This window comes from [Anoxybacillus] calidus (assembly GCF_013760845.1).
Taxonomy (GTDB): Bacteria; Bacillota; Bacilli; order Bacillales; family Anoxybacillaceae; genus Paranoxybacillus; species Paranoxybacillus calidus.
Window position 1 is genome coordinate 170,717 of sequence record NZ_JACDUU010000006.1, and the last position, 17,305, is coordinate 188,021.

Annotated in this window: 18 protein-coding genes; 2 read left to right on the forward strand and 16 right to left on the reverse strand. The window is 37.6% G+C overall.

Annotation, left to right across the window (positions count from 1 at the left end; all coding sequences use genetic code 11):
- Positions 1–268: 268 nt before the first annotated feature.
- Positions 269–1,537: a DUF445 domain-containing protein gene (locus tag HNQ85_RS12795; RefSeq protein ID WP_181538103.1), complete on the forward strand. Its 1,269-nt coding sequence runs from the start codon at positions 269–271 to the stop codon at positions 1,535–1,537.
- A 432-nt stretch (positions 1,538–1,969) separates the two neighbouring features.
- Positions 1,970–3,334, forward strand: a complete 1,365-nt coding sequence (locus tag HNQ85_RS12800; protein WP_181538104.1) for an MFS transporter — start codon at positions 1,970–1,972, stop codon at positions 3,332–3,334.
- 260 nt (positions 3,335–3,594) lie between these two features.
- Here HNQ85_RS12800 and HNQ85_RS12805 read toward each other — a convergent pair whose 3' ends face one another.
- The 16 genes from HNQ85_RS12805 to HNQ85_RS12885 all read right to left on the reverse strand — a co-directional run bounded on the left by HNQ85_RS12805 (position 3,595) and on the right by HNQ85_RS12885 (position 17,194).
- Positions 3,595–4,185 (reverse strand): YpmS family protein, encoded by a 591-nt coding sequence (locus tag HNQ85_RS12805; protein ID WP_181538105.1) that lies wholly within the window; start codon positions 4,183–4,185, stop codon positions 3,595–3,597.
- Positions 4,167–4,970, reverse strand: a complete 804-nt coding sequence (locus HNQ85_RS12810; protein ID WP_181538106.1) for a GDSL-type esterase/lipase family protein — start codon at positions 4,968–4,970, stop codon at positions 4,167–4,169. The genes HNQ85_RS12805 and HNQ85_RS12810 overlap by 19 nt, the downstream gene beginning before the upstream one ends.
- 223 nt (positions 4,971–5,193) lie before the next feature.
- Positions 5,194–5,763, reverse strand: coding sequence for an SCO family protein (locus tag HNQ85_RS12815; protein ID WP_181538107.1), 570 nt, complete (start codon positions 5,761–5,763; stop codon positions 5,194–5,196).
- A gap of 136 nt (positions 5,764–5,899) precedes the next feature.
- Positions 5,900–6,742 carry a DegV family protein gene (locus HNQ85_RS12820; protein WP_181538108.1) on the reverse strand — a complete coding sequence of 281 codons (843 nt, stop codon included), beginning with the start codon at positions 6,740–6,742 and terminating at the stop codon, positions 5,900–5,902.
- A 183-nt stretch (positions 6,743–6,925) separates the two neighbouring features.
- A complete protein-coding gene (locus HNQ85_RS12825; protein WP_181538109.1) occupies positions 6,926–7,177 on the reverse strand; it encodes a DUF2535 family protein in 252 nt (83 codons plus the stop codon).
- Between the two features lie 413 nt (positions 7,178–7,590).
- A complete protein-coding gene (gene ilvA, locus HNQ85_RS12830) occupies positions 7,591–8,862 on the reverse strand; it encodes a threonine ammonia-lyase IlvA (protein ID WP_181538110.1) in 1,272 nt (423 codons plus the stop codon).
- Positions 8,863–9,159: 297 nt separating this feature from the next.
- Positions 9,160–9,648 (reverse strand): dihydrofolate reductase, encoded by a 489-nt coding sequence (locus tag HNQ85_RS12835; RefSeq protein ID WP_181538111.1) that lies wholly within the window; start codon positions 9,646–9,648, stop codon positions 9,160–9,162.
- 266 nt (positions 9,649–9,914) lie between these two features.
- Positions 9,915–10,709, reverse strand: coding sequence for a thymidylate synthase (gene thyA, locus HNQ85_RS12845; RefSeq protein WP_181538113.1), 795 nt, complete (start codon positions 10,707–10,709; stop codon positions 9,915–9,917).
- A gap of 81 nt (positions 10,710–10,790) precedes the next feature.
- Positions 10,791–11,483 (reverse strand): anthrax toxin lethal factor-related metalloendopeptidase, encoded by a 693-nt coding sequence (locus tag HNQ85_RS12850; protein ID WP_409994134.1) that lies wholly within the window; start codon positions 11,481–11,483, stop codon positions 10,791–10,793.
- 217 nt (positions 11,484–11,700) lie between these two features.
- A complete protein-coding gene (gene gltP / locus HNQ85_RS12855; RefSeq protein WP_181538115.1) occupies positions 11,701–12,966 on the reverse strand; it encodes a glutamate/aspartate:proton symporter GltP in 1,266 nt (421 codons plus the stop codon).
- Between the two features lie 525 nt (positions 12,967–13,491).
- Positions 13,492–14,076: a YpjP family protein gene (locus tag HNQ85_RS12860; protein WP_181538116.1), complete on the reverse strand. Its 585-nt coding sequence runs from the start codon at positions 14,074–14,076 to the stop codon at positions 13,492–13,494.
- A 29-nt stretch (positions 14,077–14,105) separates the two neighbouring features.
- Positions 14,106–15,272: an LL-diaminopimelate aminotransferase gene (locus HNQ85_RS12865; protein ID WP_181538117.1), complete on the reverse strand. Its 1,167-nt coding sequence runs from the start codon at positions 15,270–15,272 to the stop codon at positions 14,106–14,108.
- Between the two features lie 326 nt (positions 15,273–15,598).
- Positions 15,599–15,730, reverse strand: a complete 132-nt coding sequence (locus HNQ85_RS12870; protein WP_181538118.1) for a YuzL family protein — start codon at positions 15,728–15,730, stop codon at positions 15,599–15,601.
- A gap of 47 nt (positions 15,731–15,777) precedes the next feature.
- The gene (locus tag HNQ85_RS12875; RefSeq protein ID WP_181538119.1) at positions 15,778–15,918 is read right to left on the reverse strand and encodes a hypothetical protein; all 141 of its coding nucleotides are present in this window, start codon (positions 15,916–15,918) and stop codon (positions 15,778–15,780) included.
- Positions 15,911–16,699 (reverse strand): class I SAM-dependent methyltransferase, encoded by a 789-nt coding sequence (locus tag HNQ85_RS12880; RefSeq protein ID WP_181538212.1) that lies wholly within the window; start codon positions 16,697–16,699, stop codon positions 15,911–15,913. Before HNQ85_RS12880 ends, HNQ85_RS12875 begins: the two co-directional genes overlap by 8 nt.
- A gap of 60 nt (positions 16,700–16,759) precedes the next feature.
- Positions 16,760–17,194 (reverse strand): BrxA/BrxB family bacilliredoxin, encoded by a 435-nt coding sequence (locus HNQ85_RS12885; RefSeq protein ID WP_181538120.1) that lies wholly within the window; start codon positions 17,192–17,194, stop codon positions 16,760–16,762.
- Between the last annotated feature and the right edge of the window lie 111 nt (positions 17,195–17,305).

The following is a 17,305-nucleotide window of genomic DNA, read 5'->3' on the forward strand; positions in this document are numbered from 1 at the left end:
AGTCATTCTCGGAATGGGAACTTGCATTGCGTCCTTCTTTTTCCATCTCAAAATAGAGAAAAATCTTCTACAAATCATCATACAACACATATGGTTTTACATCACGAACACTTTCAGAAAAACTAAACCAGTGTGCACTGATCGTATATCGGAACATAGATGAAACTTTTCATGTTCTTTCAGGAAAAGCTGGCCATAGTACTCCCTTATGTATCATTTGACAATCGTTTGGTTATAGTAAATTTATATCTTAAAGGATGAGGTAAACATGAGATCTAAAAAGACAAAACAAGCAAAGAAATCAAAGCGCTTAGCTAGTTTTTCACTTGCCGTTATGGGGATTGGTTTTGTCGCCACCCTTCCTTTCCAAGGATCGTTTCTTGGAGACTTACTACAAGGAGGCTTTGAAGCGGGGCTTGTGGGGGGATTAGCTGACTGGTTCGCCGTTACTGCCTTATTCCGACATCCACTGGGATTGCCCATCCCCCATACGGCTCTTTTGCCTAAAAATCGGAATAGAATAACAAAAGCACTTGTCTCTACGCTTGAAAATGACTGGCTTTCAAAAGAAAGTATTAGAAATAAAATCAAACAAATTAATTTTACAGAGAAACTATTGCCTGTCCTTGAGAAAGAGCTCCATTCAGATTCAGTTAAAAAGGGCACTGTGGCACTCATCGCACAAATGATAAGTCATATCAATCTTGAAAAAGTTACCCCTTTTGTTGAAAAAGAAATAAAGTCTTCGTTGCATTCAATTGAAATGAGAACAGTCCTTCAGTCTGCCATCCATCAAGTGCTCATTCGTGAATATGATGAGAAAGCATTAGATTATCTTCTTGGCAAGGTAGAAGAATGGATAAGGAAAAGTAATACGAAGAATCAACTCGGCAACCTAGCAGTACGAGCACTTGACAATATAGAGTTAGACGGTTTTCTGCAGTTTGCGCTGAAGTCTTTTCAGAACCTATTGAATGAAGAAAAACTCGGCAACATACTACAAAATCTTCTCCTTAGTGTTGTAAGGAATTTGCGCCGGATCGATGATACGAACAGGAAGACTTTGCTTTTACATGTTCGTACGGAGTTGCGAAACATAAAAGACAATCAGAAACTATTGGAAGAAATCGCAAATTGGAAGGACCATCTTATTGCTGACTGGGATCCTGCTGAAAAAATAACCGAAATCTTAAAGAAAACTCAGCAGAAAATGTTGTCCTTTGTTCAAGACAGGAAGTTTACGAATACGTATCTTCTCCCCTTTTTAACACGCTTACTGAACAATCTAAAGGAAGAGCCAGCAAGAACCAAGATCATTGAAAACTGGATACAAAAGCAAATTGCCAAGCTTGTTGAAGAGAATCATTCAAAAATAGGCAAACTTGTACAAGAAAATTTGGATAAGCTAGATGATGAAACACTTATTCAGATGATGGAAAATAAAATCGGAAAAGATCTGCAGTGGATTCGGGTGAATGGAGCTATTTGTGGTTTTATTATTGGGATTTTTTTAACAGAAATCAAAGCGCTGATGTAATGGTTCTGGTGCAAAAGGAAGTAGATAGCAAAACCAAGGTGAATACAAACTAATCAACAAAAATACATTCTGTTCGTAATTCAATAAATACAAACCATCTAGAATGCTCAGTATTTGCATTATATTTTAAAATGATGTTTGCACCAGAACTGTAAAATGACTCAAAGATACTTTCGGTGTTCATATTATTCTAGAGAAGCAATTAAAATGAGTATTTTAAAAGAATGATAGAGCGAACTGGTAGAAATCCGGAAATTAGCGGTACCGATTAAATACTATTTCACCTCTTTAGGATATAATAAACTATTATTTTTTAAATATATTGAATATTATGTATTAATAATTGTATAATTCTGCTATATTATCCTCTTTAATAGTTTACAATACTAAATTTTGAAAGTGTTTTCAAAAAAAGAAGGAGTTGATGTAATTATGCAGACCAATACTAGTGTGAAACAGGTACATACACACAATCGAGAGTTTTCCAACGTAGCAAATCGGTTAGATCGTCTTCCTATTTCACGTGTCCATTACCAAGTACTATTTGCTCTCTGTATTGTCTATTTCTTTGATCTTGCTGATTTGTTTACGTTAAGTAATGTTGCACCTGCTCTTATCGATCAGTGGGGCATCAGTTTAAAAACGATTGCAAACGTAACAGCTTTCTCTTTCTTAGGTATGTTTTTAGGCGCTTCTATAGGTGGATGGTTATCGGATCGGTTCGGACGAAAAAAAGCTTTATCCTGGTTTGTATTATTATTTTCTATATCATCTGCGTTAAATGCTCTTGCATGGAATGTACCGTCATTGATCGTGTTTCGATTCTTTACCGGAGTTGGAGTAGCAGCTGCCATGATTGTTACAAATAGCTATTTAGCAGAGTTTTTTCCTACCAACGTACGTGGAAAGTACATTTCTTTTTGTGCGATGGTTGGTTTAATTGGCGTACCTATCACAAATGTCGTGTCCGCATTAGTCATTCCTTTAGGGTCATGGGGATGGAGACTTGTGTTTGTATGGGGAGCAATAGGAATTATTTATTTTCTTTTCTCGCGTCATTTGGAAGAGTCTCCTCGCTGGCACGAAAATCGTGGAGAATTCGATAAAGCAAACGCAATTATGAGACGAATTGAGCAACGTGTTGAACAGGAAAAAGGCAAACTTCCTGTTCCAAAAGAACCAATACCTGTCAAAACAATTCCAAAGGCAGGCTATTTAGGATTATTTAAAGGTAGAAACCTTAAAATTACGTTAGTATTAGCTGGGGTATGGATATTTGAAACGTTTGGATTTTACGGATTTGCATCATGGGTTCCCAGCCTGTTAAAAAGTAGTGGTATCGCCATTGAAAAAACGTTGTGGTATAACGTTTTACACTCTATCGGTGCCCCGTTAGGAGCTCTTATCGGATCGATAATCTCAGAAAAGTTTCAACGCAAATGGATTTTAGCTGTTAGTGCATTCCTGACAGCTATTGCAGGTTTGTTGTATGGCATGACATTTATTCCACTAATGATTATCATCTTTGGCTTCATTGTTAACGTCACGGAACGTGTTTTCACATCAAATTTATATGCTTATACCTCTGAACCATATTCAACAGAATATCGTTCTTCCGGCAGTGGCTTAGCTTACGGACTTGGTCGTTTTTCCAATATATTTGGTTCTTTAATTGTTGGCTTTATTGCTGTACATTTAGGCTATGTGAGTGTCTTTTTATTTATTGGAGGTTGTTGGTTAGCTTGTGCTGTACTATTAGCCCTTTTTGGACCAAATACGAATGCAAAACAAGTTTAACAGTATACGAAACAAAGGCTTTCATCACGAATGAGTGATGAAAGCCCATATTTTAAAACATTATTAGTTACCATAATCGCCAATCGACGTTGTCGGTAGTTCTAATATATCTAAAACTTTACAAACAGCTCATCATTATAAGGGGATAATATTATAAGTGTCTGATCCCTCACGCGCATCTAGCAATATATATCATCCAATATTACACGCTATATATTAATATTGTGGGATCGGACACTTTTCTTTTGGTCAGCCGCTTTTTACTTAGACCGAATAGGAACAAGCAACGTTAATACAATCTCGTCATTCACTAAATCGAACTTTTTTGCTTGAATACGATAGCCATTGCTTAATTTTATTTCATTTAAGTGAATGTAAATGAACCTCTTTGCTGGATTAATGACCACTTCTTCAGGTAACGATGCATTCTTTTGCAAGTACTTCAGTATATAATTAACCGGCAAGCGTAACTCGCCAAGCGTCATCTCCGGATTGACTAACTTGAGATTACCGTTGTCTACGACTTTTGGCTCAAACGTGACAAGAAAATCAACTTCTCTTCCGAATAGAGGAATTTTACTTTTTAAATGTACACGATCCGTTAATTGAATATCATATTGCAACGGATGATTTTTCGTTTTTTTCTTAATATAATCGTTGATGATGAAATTTAAATGTTCTTTAGACGAATATACGGTCAGCTCTGCGACATTCGTATTCGGCAATGTCCCCAGCTTCTTTACTTCATCAGAAGGCTGAAGCATCAAAAACAGCACAATACTAATGATAACAATATTTCCTCCTAATAACACAAAAAATAGTGTCTTCCATTTCATTGTTCCCTTATCCATAAAACAAGTGTCTCCTCTGCTTCCAATCTTTCATATACCCGCTCGGCCATCAATTGATAACCTAAATCATTTGGATGAAACTGATCACTATACAGAACATCATCATGGTTGGCGAATAAGTCCGCCACTTCTACGAACACCGTATTTTCATATCTATCCATTACTTCTTTGCTTCCTTCATTCCAAAGTTGTATCACTTGTTCAATTTCCGGGATTGCCTGTAGGGTCCCAAACGGATTATACAAACCAAGCAGAACGATAGTGGCATCCTCATTGATAGAGCGAAGCGTTTCAAGCAACTTCTCCAATTTTACCGCAAATTTCTTTTGCTCTTTTTCAAACAAAGAGTAAGAAAGATCGAAAAAATGAGAACGAACAACTTTCATCATATCGTTTCCGCCGATCGTGATCATAATCATATCTGCGTGCTGTAAAGCATTTTTGTTTTTGTCAACCACTTCATCTAATTTGGAAATTCTTAATCCTCTTTTCCCTAAGTTTGTTATGGTAACGCTTTTAATCGCCTTATGCGCCAGTAATTTCCGTTCTAAATAAGCAAGATATCCTCCTCTTTTCGTGCTATCTCCCACTCCTTCCGTCAAGGAGTCACCGAGCGCTACAATATTCATGTCTTTTGGAAAAAAGTCTTCAGCAATCGTTAACGGCTCCGTTAAACCAACTTCCCTCATCGATATTTCTGATATTTCCACTTGACTACTTGTTGGCCGTGCAGAACAACCAGCCATCATTAATAATACCATAAAATATATACTCCATTTTTTCACTTACCATCACACCTATTAAAACAAATCAGTGAAACTATTGTCATCTTAACATATCTGCGTGAACGATTGACATAAAAATATAAAATACGAAAAAAGAAAGAGACTGCCCTCAAAGCGTCTAACCTCCCCCATAATCCCATCATATATAGTATTCTTATCTTTTATTCCCTATATATGATGGTTGTATTGTGGGGGGCGACACTTTGCTTTAGGGTCAGCCTCTTCATTGTAAAGCCTTTATATGTTTAAGAATCTCCTCATAAGGAGTGTCTTGTACACCGTTATAATATTTTACAATTTTCCCTTCTTTATCAACAAGATAAAAATCTGTTCCATGAATGACTTGATCGCCTTGTTGTGGTTTTTTTACAATAGCTTTAAAATTTTTTTGGGCAAATGTTTCGATTTCTTCCTGACTGTAACCAGTAAGCAAGTGCCAGTTTGACAAATCGGCATTAAACTTTTCGACATATTGTTTTAATATTTCCGGCTTATCATATTCCGGATCAACACTAAACGATACAAATTCGACATCAAGTCCTTCCTCTTTCGCCATATCCTGCAACTTCGCCATATGCGCTGTCATCGGCGGACAGACTGTTTCACAGTTCGTAAAAATAAAATCAGCGACCCATACTTTTCCTTTTAAATCGGACAAGCCAAACGGCTGACCATTTTGGTCCGTAAATGTAAAATCAGCAATCGGCCAATTTTTCGCATCTGGAATTTTGTTGCTACATGCGGATAGCAAAAGAACCATGAAGACAAGTAACGTAATTCCCCACTTTTTCATACTACGTCCACCTCTTAAAAATCATTACTGTACTGCTTTATTTTAACAAACTATAAATGTCCTTTAAATAATTGTGCTTGTGTTCGACCATTCAATAAAAATCCCCTTCCATATGAAGGGAGATTTTCCTTACATATTACTCTACATAATACATGAAACCAACCGCTCCTGGCCCCGTATGCGTAGCGATAATCGGAGTCGTATAAACAACCTCGATATCGGTAATTCCTGTCTCTTTTGCGATCGATTCTTTTAGGCGATTGGCTAAATCTAACGAATCAGCATGCACAATCCCTACCGATTTCACTGTTTTTCCTTTAATGTCTTCCATAAATTGCTTTGTCAAATACTTCACAATCTGCGTATAGCTTCGCACTTTCGTTATTGGCGTATAAACACCATCGGAAAGTGCAGCAATTGGCTTAATGTTTAACAGTGAACCAATTAACGCTTTTCCGCGTCCAATTCGTCCGCCTTTTACTAAGTTTTCAAGCGTATCTAATGTTACATATAAATGCGTGTTCGCCCGAATTTCATCCAGCCTCTTCACAATTTCGTCAATACTTTTCCCTTTTTGTGCCATCTTTGCCGCTTCAATAACTTGAAAGCCAAGTGCAAGAGAAATAAAACGTGAGTCGATAACCGTCACATTTGCCTCAGCGATTGTTGCCGCGCTTTCAGCAGAACACACTGTCCCGCTCATTTCGCCCGTCATATGAATCGAAATAATATCGAATCCTTCTTTTCCTAAGCGATTATATACTTCAACAAATTGTCCGACAGCAGGTTGAGAACTTTTCGGAAGTTCACTTGACTGTTTCATTTTTTCCATAAACTCATCTGGAGTAATATCGACGCGATCGACATACACCTTGTCATCGATTGTAAATGTTAGCGGCACAACTTCAATTTGCAGTTTTTCAATCATGTCATTCGATAAATCAACGGTTGAATCTGTCACTACTCTTACTTTCCTCATGCTTTCACTTCCTAAAATTAAGCGTTGATATCTATTATACAATTAATTGAAATGAATTTATATAAAAAATTAATAAATATATTGACAATTTTATAAACAAAAAAGGCCAACCCGTAAAGTGTCTGACCTTACGCACCATCATATTATGGTTATGGGGTCAGACACTTCACTTTGGGTCAGCCTCTATGCATTATTCTTTAGTATATCTACTTTAAATATTTGTTCATATACAGGCCACTTTAACACTTTTTTCAAATAATCCCGAAACGAAAAAACGGTTTTTGTGTTGTATGAATAATACACCTTATTGATAAACGCTTCGAGACGCAGCTGAATCATAAATCGATATGTGCTATCTTCCTCCAATACAGGAATCTCAATAATTTTAACCTTCTGTCCATACACATTTTTGAACTCCAGGCTTTTAAATAACAAAATATCAATCCTCTTTTTTCACCGATTTATTTTTATTATACACTAAATCTTTGTTGAAGTTTGTCAAATAGTGTGAAGGATTAATAAATTTTTTATAAACTGACTTTGACGTGTTAAAGAATTATCATTGTGTCATATTTTTTATCAGCGTGAAAGACATATCAGGAAAAGAAGTACACGAGAAATCGAAACCATTTGAAAGTCCATTGTTTTTGTTTATTTATGAACTTTATCAATCTACCCAACAAAATCATGATCTTCACCAATTCATTACCTTCTAAAAACTCGTCAACTCTCATTTTTACAGCGAACGATTGATTGAATGGATTAAATAATTGATAATGACATCGATTAGATTGTTTGCAAAAGCGCGAAGAGGCTGACCCTAAAGCGAAGTGTCAGCCCTTTTTCGTTTATATAAGTAAATTAAATAAATTTCCATCTTTATTCACTTCTTGAAACGGAAAACCTTTTTTCTTCATTCGTTCAATAAGCAGTGCATAGTCTTCCCGACGCTTTAATTCAATACCAACGAGCGCAGGACCATTTTCTTTATTGTTCTTCTTCGTATATTCAAATCGAGTAATATCATCTGTCGGTCCAAGTACCTCGTCTAAAAATTCACGCAACGCTCCGGCACGCTGTGGGAAATTGACGATAAAGTAGTGTTGCAAACCTTCGTAAATCATGGAACGTTCTTTAATTTCCTGCATGCGTCCAATGTCATTATTGCCGCCGCTAATCACGCAGACGACAGTTTTTCCACGGATTTCTTCTTTGTAAAAATCCAAAGCAGCAATTGGCAATGCCCCTGCCGGCTCAACAACAATGGCATTTTCGTTGTACAACTCTAGAATCGTTGTACATACTTTTCCTTCAGGTACCACGACAATGTCATCAATGATGTCTTTTGTCAAAGCAAATGTTTTTTCCCCTACCGTTTTTACCGCAGCTCCATCGACAAATTTATCAATCTCATCCAAAGTAACGATTTTTCCGTTCTCTAACGCCGCCTTCATGGATGGCGCTCCTTCAGGTTCAACACCAATTAGCTTTGTCGAAGCAGAAATGCTCTTGATATAGGTCCCTAAGCCAGAAATGAGTCCTCCACCGCCGATGCTGGCAAAAACAAAATCAATCGTTTCTTCGCAATCATTGAGTATTTCAACACCAACCGTTCCTTGTCCAGCAATCACATATTCATCATCAAATGGATGGATAAACGTTCTCCCTTCACGCTCAGCGCATTCAATCGCTTGATTAAACGAATCATCGAACGTATCTCCGACTAAAATGATTTCGATCATGTCCTTTCCAAAAAACTGTACTTGCGACACTTTTTGTCGAGGCGTTGTTGCTGGCATATAAATTTTCCCGTGAACCCCTAATACACGGCACGAATAGGCCACTCCTTGCGCATGATTTCCTGCACTTGCACACACAATGCCATTTTTTCGTTCCTCTTTTGTCAAATGTTTCATTCGATTATAAGCACCGCGTATTTTAAACGAGCGAACAACTTGTAAATCTTCGCGCTTTAAATAGAGATTGCATTGATAACGTTCGGATAACAATGGGTTTTTTTGCAATGGCGTATGGTATACAACATCTTTTAACGTATGGTGAGCAATTAAAATGTCTTCTACACAAACCGTTCCGCCTTGTCGTTTAAGCTGTTGTTCCATCTTCCCTTTTCCTTTCTATGTAGAATTGGCATGATAAAAGTACTGTAATGATTTGTAGATTATATCACAAATCTTAAAAAAGAAAAGGGAATTTTCAAAAAATTTTATTAAAATTTTATTTCTTAGTATCCAAATGTCCCTTTTACGATAATTAATTTGTTCTTTACCACCATTTTTAATTAACCAAGTAATAAGTTATAAAAACGAGACTGACCCCAATGCAAAGTGTCAGCCTCCACAACACAATAAAACGAACGATCATCCACGTTAGGTCAGACACTTATGTGTCCAGTCCCCTTATCGTTTTCTTTCGTATACGAGAAAGTAATAATCATATGGATTTTTCTCATCTTTCGGGCCCTTTTCACACGAAACAAGCTGCCACTGGCTTTCATCGAAAGGAGGAAAAAACGTATCTCCTGGAAATTCTGCTTCAATTTTCGTAATATAAAGCCGATCAGCAAATGGAAGTGTTTCTTTAAAAATTTCCGCTCCACCAATGATAAAAACTTCATCCTTCTTCTCTGCCGCAAGCTGCTTTATGTCTTCTACCGAATGGATGATCGTGCAATTTTCCTTCGTGAATGATGGATTGCGTGTTACAATTACATTTTCCCGTCCTGGCAATACGCGACCAATCGACTCAAACGTTTTGCGCCCCATGACGATGGTGTGTCCCATCGTCACTTTTTTAAAATAAGCAAGATCAGCCGGAAGATGCCATGGAAGCTGATTATTTTTGCCGATGACACGATTGCGGTCCATTGCCACTAATAGTGAAATCATGTTTATCCCACCTTAACAAATGATTTTATACCAGGTGTGTTGATTAACCAATAAAATCTATATAAAGAAGATAAAGAAGGTTTATTTAAGTAGCTTTTCTGCCGAAGTCAGCTAAGCGAAACGCTTAGCTGACTGGGCATGCGCCCACATTCCTAACCCGAACGGAGAACGCTTTACGGACAAATGTATTTGGCGCTCTCGTTCGGATATCCCGACAGAGAAGCGTGAATCACCAAGAAAATAGTTATAAACAACAATCATGGATTTTATACTGCTACAGGGGCTTTAATATGCGGATGAGGATCATAGTCGACAATTTCGAAATCCTCAAATTTGTAGTCAAAAATCGAATCCGGCTTTCGTTTGATCACAAGCTTTGGCAATGGACGAGGCTCTCTTGTTAATTGAAGTTTTGCCTGTTCAATATGATTAAGGTACAAGTGCACATCTCCGCCTGTGAAAATGAGCTCTCCCACTTCCAGGTCACATTGTTGCGCAATCATATGCGTTAAAAGAGCATAACTCGCAATATTAAACGGCAAGCCTAAAAACGTGTCGACAGAACGCTGCTGCCACATGCATGAAAGCTTCCCGTCAGCCACATAAAATTGAAAGGCATAATGGCAAGGTGGGAGTTTCATTTTATCAATTTCCGCTACGTTCCATGCGCTAACGAGCAAGCGCCGTGAATTCGGATTGGTTTTAATTTGCTCAATCACTTCACTAATTTGGTCAATCGTTTGGCCGTCTGCCCCTTTCCAAGAACGCCATTGCGCACCATAAACAGGGCCTAAGTCACCGTTTTCATCCGCCCATTCATCCCAAATTGTCACACCGTTTTCCTGTAAATATTTAATATTTGTATCACCGCTTAAAAACCACAATAATTCATGAATAATAGAACGAATATGTAATTTTTTTGTTGTTAATAACGGAAATCCTTTTTGAAGATCAAAGCGAAGTTGTCTTCCGAAGACAGAAAGGGTACCTGTTCCTGTTCTGTCATCTTTTTTTACCCCATTTTCTAAAATATCATTAAGCAAATCTAAGTACTGTTTCATGTAATCACCTCTATGTACGTTCTAAACAATTCGTTCTTTTTCATGATAAACGAAAAAGGACTCGATTGTCGATGGCGAGTCCTACTTTTCAAGATTTTTTATATATTGATACGTCAAAGGTGCTGTCTTTTTTAACTGCTGCCTCGTTTCTTCGTTATAGTAATACATGGCGAAACTTTCTGCAAAATATTCTTCTGGATAGTTAAGAAAATATGAATTTCCTGAAAACAGATGGTGTGCTTCCTTTCTCCATATCTCTAAAAAACGCGGTTGGGAACGAATGCCGTTAAAGACGATGCTGTCAACAGAATGAGCAAGCTCATGAAGTTCAAGATTAATAGAACCGTGTCCTTTTCCTCGCTCGCTATGACCGATTTTCACTAAAACAATGTGAGTACCTCCCATACCAGGAACATCATCCCAAGTAAAATCAGCAAACAAGTAACCGCGTGGATGTTTGCCATGTAAATGTGCTGCTATTCTTTCATCGGTTATTTTTCCTGTAAAAAGCTTAACATATATACGTTTAGCGGCTATTTTGCGTAAAATAGACGGATGAATATGCTCGATCGTCTTAATAATTTTTAATGCCTCGTTTTGATTAAACTTTTGTTCTGGTAAAACAATAATCTTTTGGATGGGAGCATCTGAAGAAAAAAAAGAATGAAGCTTACTATCTTCTAATAAGATTCCCTGTGATGGAAAAGGATGAGAAAAAGAAGTTAATGGAATGATGAGTAATATACTAAGAAGTAGATTGATATAACGCATGATGAATATCCCCTATCTTATGTTGTTGGTGTATACGGGATTAGGAAATATTAAAACAGAGAATGGTTTCAATACTTTACTAGAATTATAACATAATGAAAGAAATGAAAGCATGGACAAAGAAACAGGTAAATCATGGATCCACATACATGATCAGCTTTACCATAAACAAAAATGGAGCTGATCCCAATCAATGAATCAGCCCCATTTTATCATTCGTTTATGCACTTTTTAGTGTTTCTTCAATGTACTTTTTAGCCTTTCCTCCATTAAATTGACCTTCCCACTTCGACATAACAATAGCCGCTAAAGCATTACCGACTACGTTAACAGCTGTACGCGCCATGTCTAAAATTCGGTCAATTCCAGCAATAAACGCCAATCCTTCTACCGGAATACCTACCGTACCTAATGTCGCAAGCAGTACAACGAAAGACACGCCTGGTACGCCAGCAATTCCTTTTGACGTTACCATCAATACTAACACGAGAGAAAGTTGCTCAGAAATAGACAGATCAATTCCATATAACTGGGCGATAAAAATCGCTGCTAATGCTTGATACAATGTAGAACCATCTAAGTTAAATGAGTATCCTGTTGGAATAACAAAAGAGGTAATCGCTTTTGGACATCCCAATTTTTCCATTTTCTCCATAATCTTTGGCAATACCGTTTCTGAACTTGCTGTACTGTAAGCTAGCACTAGTTCATCCTTTAAAATTTTAATAAGGTGAATCAAGTTTACTCCAACTAATTTGGCAACCATTCCAAGTACAACCAACACGAAGAAAATCATCGTTCCATAGACGAGAATCACTAATTTACTTAACGGAATAAGCGATTGTACACCGAATTTAGAAACCGTTACACCAATTAATGCGAAAACACCAAACGGAGCAAATTTCATAATTTGATTTGTCACATAAAACATCGCTTCTGCGGTTCCTTGGAAAAACTGTAACACCGGTTTTCCTTTTTCACCAATCGCTGCAACTCCTAAACCAAACATGACAGAGAAGAAAATAATCGCGAGCATGTCGCCATTTGTTAATGATTCAAAAATATTCTTTGGAACAACATTGACAAAGGTGTCCATCATGGAGTGGCTTTGCACTTCATTGGTTGTATCTACATAACTTTGAATATCCGTTTTTTCTAATGTTTTCATATTGACGCCTGCGCCAGGCTGAAAGATGTTGGCCGCTAGCAAACCAACTACAATCGCAATAGTCGTAATAATTTCAAAATAAATAATCGTTTTCCCACCGAGTTTTCCTAGTTTCTTTACATCTCCAACACCAGCAACACCAACAACTAGACTGGAAATCACAATCGGAATCACAATCATCTTAATGAGACGAAGAAAAATGTCTCCAATTGGCTGCAAATAAGTTTGAACAGCTGGATTTCCGTAAAAAATTGCCCCAACAGCGATACCAGCAATTAATCCAATAAAAATTTGCCATGCTAAACTAATTCTTTTCATTTATTGACCCCCCTTTAGTCTAACCAATAATGTGGTAATACTTATTTTGATAAGTAATTTAATTAAAATTAAATTACTTAAAAATTCAAAACTAAACATATAAACTTTCTCGTTAATATTCAGTCGTTCACCTATTAAATAAATAATAGTTAACAGACTGTACAATAACGATTGTTTAAGACACATCAATAAATATGTTAATAAAACTTTAGAAAATTGTAAATAAATTTTTAAAAAAACGTTGAAATATGTCGAAAAAAATAAAGGAAATGGAGGAAGTAATTATTTTATTTCTATAATCTTGACTTAAATGCAGTTAAGTACTCTAATACTCAAAAAATCTATTCGTTTTATGATAAAAATAAAAATCAAAAACACCTTTCATCATAATAGTTCGTGAGGGAAGGTGTTTTTTTGAGAAAATAAATGGTATGGACAATCACTTCTTTCTAAAAGCCTGATTCTATGAAACTTTAAAAAATTACATCGACTACGTCATCATTCTCTTTTAGGAAATCTCTTCTCTTAACTCATCCATTTCGGCGGTGTGTTTTTTGCCCAATAAATTCGCCCTAATTCATAATGGGTTTGAAACGAATCATGATAAGTATGGTAATGGAAATTAAACCAGTAACCGTCTTGCGGCGGATGGTCACGTCTTACATGAAATCTTACAATATCCTTTCCGCTTGTTTTATCATATATATGGAAAATCTTTTCACCGATACCCCCGGAAGGCTTTTCTGTAATCGCTAAATGAACTAACTTTTCTTCTGGATATTGCTCCGCTAAAGATACTAGTACTTCTTCAATGCGCGGCAAAATGACTTCATTAAATTCATCTTCAATGACAGGTAAAATTTTTCCACCGAATTTTTCATAAGATTGGACAACCGCTTTTTCCATTGTTTGCTGTACAAATTCCTCCCGTGTAAGTACACGGACATATTCCGCTTTTGTATTCCTTTGTGAAACAACCGCTGCATCGAATGAAGAATCATCTGCTTTTGCTTCATCAACTAATAATGAAGCAGGCGGTGTTACTAATCCAAACGTTAACGTCGTAATTAAGACAACAAGCGATTTACGAAGCCATCTTGGAAGATACACACGAATTCACTCCTTTCTAATGTTTAGCGTTAAAAAATGCCGCTGCTTGCTAAATTGACAATAGCTTGGCGAATTTTTGCTTCATCCTGTACAAGGGCAATGCGCACAACCCCCTCTCCATGCGGACCAAAGGCTTGTCCAGGCGTAACAACAACATTCGCCTTATCGATAAGAGCGTAAGCAAAATCAGTAGATGTCCATCCCCTTGGAACTTCCGCCCAGACAAACATGCTTGCTTTCGGGCTATCGACTTTCCAGCCAATGGACGCAAGCCCTTCTACTAATCGATCTCTGCGGGATTGATAAATTTGGCGGTTCTGTTCGCAAAAAGCAGCCCCCTTTCTTAACGCGGCCGCCGCTGCTTTTTGAATTGGCAAAAATACGCCGTAATCAAGATTCGATTTTAAATTGGCTAACGCTTGGATGATTTGCTTATTGCCGCATAAATATCCGATGCGGCATCCTGCCATGTTAAAACTTTTTGAAAGGGAGTTCATTTCTACACCGACTTCTTTAGCCCCATCAATGGACAAAAAGCTTAGCGGTTTATGACCATCATAATACAATTCAGAATAGGCAAAATCATGAAGAATGATAACATCATATTTTTGGGCAAACGCAATCACCTCTTTAAAAAACGATTCCGTAGCTAGTGCTGGAACAGGGTTTCCTGGAAAGTTTAAAATCATCATTTTGGCCCGCTCTGCTATATGAGCCGGTATGCTCGAAAGGTCCGGCAAAAACTTATTTTCTTTTCGAAGCGGCATAAAATACGGAACAGCTCCCGCCATGGCAATGCCCGTTGCATAAGCAGTATATCCCGGATCAGGCACAAGAATGACATCTCCCGGATCGGCAAAAACCATTGGAAAATGAACAAGACCATCTTGCGACCCCATTAAACATAACACTTCTGTTTCTTTATTTAGTTTTACATTGTAGGTAGTGCTGTAATAATCCGCAACCGCTTCATGAAATTCATTCGTACCAGAAAGGGCATAACCGTATTGGTTTTCCTCTTTTACAAACGTTTCCAATGTATCCATCACAAATGCCGGTGGCGGTAAATCTGGACTGCCAATGCTTAAATCAATCATTTCACAACCTTGAGAAATTTTTGTTTGTTTATATGCGGCTAATTCGCTGAAAACGGACGTACCAAATGCTTTCATTCGCTCAGAAAGTGTAATTCTCATTATTTCTCCCCCTAATACAAACTGACCGTGAATTTACTATGTATAATTCTTCAATTTGACACATACTACGATTATAAGCAATAGAAAGTTTCATTCCCCTTACATTTTCAGTTTACCATATTTTCTGTAAATTTCACGTGAAGAAAGGACGGAGAAAGATGAATACGGTTTTTATATTTCTTTGTTTCGTTACGATCATTTACAATATTGCGAACTGTTTCATTGACTCATAAAAAAGAGGATGACCTAAAGCAAAGTGTCCGACCCCACGATATGATATATCGTGTTTTTTACATGAGGTCAGACACTTTATAGGTCATCCTCTTTTAACTTTGTTTTGTTTTTTTACGGGCTGAATCCTGCTCATACGTCCCTGTTTCTGTTGTTGTCGTTCCTTGTCCTTGAACTTCTGGTGAACTCAATCCTGTCTTCGATGGGTCTTTACGGTGTTTTGGCATTTTCATCACCTCCACACATTAAATTCCCCTAAAATTTTCTCTTCATACTAATCAGCGATCGCCTTGAATATTTTCAATGTAAACCGAATTAAGGAAGGAAACAGCTCAACCATGATATTACCGACAAATTCAACGAACAAATCATGCATCATGCTCCGGCTGTTTCGCTTTTTGTCATCTTTATTCATTCTTCTCCTCCAACTCGATCGTTGCAAAGTGAAATTTCGCTGTTTTGCGTACATAAACAGAAAAACCAAATCGTTCAAATCGTGCGCTTTTCCAATGATCTTTTAAGACGACCCGCTTTCTTGCCACCCGTTTTGCTTCGGCAATGACCTCTTCGGTCAGTTCTGTATATAAGGCAAATGGTTTAATTCCTTTAATTCCGTCTGACTCTAAAATGGATTCTTCAAACATCGGGTCAAAATAGACGACATCAAAAGAGCGATCAGGCAGTGATGCTAAAAAAGTCCGATAATCGTTATGCATAACTTGAATTCGCCGCATGGCTTTATTCATCTTTTCTAGCCCTGAATCCCAATGTTGAAGCCCGTTCTTTACTAAATAAGCAATATAGCGATTTCCTTCAATTCCTGTCACCTTCCCGCTTTCCCCAACAACCATACTGGCTACGATACTATCTGAGGCAAGTCCAAGCGTGCAATCAAGAAAGGACATCCCTTTTGTTAGTTTTGTCGCTTGCAAAAATGGTTCGCTCTCTCCCCGTAAAATCCGCTTCACACGAAACATCGCTGAATTCGGGTGAAAGAATAACGGTTCATCTCCATTCATCAGCCGAATTTCTAACCGGTTCTTTCCGACAACAAGAACATCATCATGCCATTGCCGCTGAATGGCTTCAACGGATGATTTGTGTCTTGTTACATATCGTATACGTAATTCGTTAGCTATTTGTTTCGCTTTTTCAATCATTTCTTTATTTGTTCGTCCTGCTGTTGTAACAATCATCTTTTCACGTTCCTTTTCGGCTGCATAGAAAAAGGATGCCAAAAAAGCATCCTCTTAGCCTTAGCAATGTTTTTCAAATGCAGCGATAATGTTATCCATAATATTTTCCATTGAATTCGCCTCGATATCATGGCGCGGAATAAAATGAACGACTTCTTTTCCTTTTAAAAGTGCCATCGACGGAGACGATGGTTCAATACCAACAAAATATTCGCGCATTTTCGCTGTTGCTTCCTTATCCTGTCCAGCGAACACCGTTACTAAATGATCCGGTTTTTTGTCGCTGCGAAGCACTGCTTGCGTCGCTGCTGGTCGTGCCAATCCCGCTGCGCATCCGCATACGGAATTCACGACAACAAAGGTTGTTCCTTGAACATTTTCCATAAATTCTTCTACTTCCTCACTTGTTCGTAACTCTTTAAATCCGGCACGAACTAACTCATCGCGCATCGGTTGAACAAGCTGGCGCATATATTCTTCGTATGCCATTGACATATATGTATCCCTCCAAACTGTTCTCAATGCTAAAAGAATACTATATTTGAATACAAAAAATCAACGAAAATGAAAGGGCTTGCCACAAACAACAGCAAGCCTCCGTTATCA

What these genes read in the sequence shown, in the direction of transcription:
- HNQ85_RS12865 (WP_181538117.1), bottom strand. Translation starts at nt 15,272, where the DNA reads ATGAGAATTACACTTTCTGAGCGAATGAAAGCATTTGGTACGTCCGTT.
- HNQ85_RS12800 (WP_181538104.1), top strand. Translation starts at nt 1,970, where the DNA reads ATGCAGACCAATACTAGTGTGAAACAGGTACATACACACAATCGAGAG.
- HNQ85_RS12835 (WP_181538111.1), bottom strand. Translation starts at nt 9,648, where the DNA reads ATGATTTCACTATTAGTGGCAATGGACCGCAATCGTGTCATCGGCAAA.
- ilvA (WP_181538110.1), bottom strand. Translation starts at nt 8,862, where the DNA reads ATGGAACAACAGCTTAAACGACAAGGCGGAACGGTTTGTGTAGAAGAC.
- HNQ85_RS12805 (WP_181538105.1), bottom strand. Translation starts at nt 4,185, where the DNA reads ATGGATAAGGGAACAATGAAATGGAAGACACTATTTTTTGTGTTATTA.
- HNQ85_RS12815 (WP_181538107.1), bottom strand. Translation starts at nt 5,763, where the DNA reads ATGAAAAAGTGGGGAATTACGTTACTTGTCTTCATGGTTCTTTTGCTA.
- HNQ85_RS12880 (WP_181538212.1), bottom strand. Translation starts at nt 16,699, where the DNA reads ATGATTGTTACAACAGCAGGACGAACAAATAAAGAAATGATTGAAAAA.
- thyA (WP_181538113.1), bottom strand. Translation starts at nt 10,709, where the DNA reads ATGAAACAGTACTTAGATTTGCTTAATGATATTTTAGAAAATGGGGTA.
- HNQ85_RS12795 (WP_181538103.1), top strand. Translation starts at nt 269, where the DNA reads ATGAGATCTAAAAAGACAAAACAAGCAAAGAAATCAAAGCGCTTAGCT.
- HNQ85_RS12820 (WP_181538108.1), bottom strand. Translation starts at nt 6,742, where the DNA reads ATGAGGAAAGTAAGAGTAGTGACAGATTCAACCGTTGATTTATCGAAT.
- HNQ85_RS12870 (WP_181538118.1), bottom strand. Translation starts at nt 15,730, where the DNA reads ATGCCAAAACACCGTAAAGACCCATCGAAGACAGGATTGAGTTCACCA.
- gltP (WP_181538115.1), bottom strand. Translation starts at nt 12,966, where the DNA reads ATGAAAAGAATTAGTTTAGCATGGCAAATTTTTATTGGATTAATTGCT.
- HNQ85_RS12885 (WP_181538120.1), bottom strand. Translation starts at nt 17,194, where the DNA reads ATGTCAATGGCATACGAAGAATATATGCGCCAGCTTGTTCAACCGATG.
- HNQ85_RS12875 (WP_181538119.1), bottom strand. Translation starts at nt 15,918, where the DNA reads ATGAATAAAGATGACAAAAAGCGAAACAGCCGGAGCATGATGCATGAT.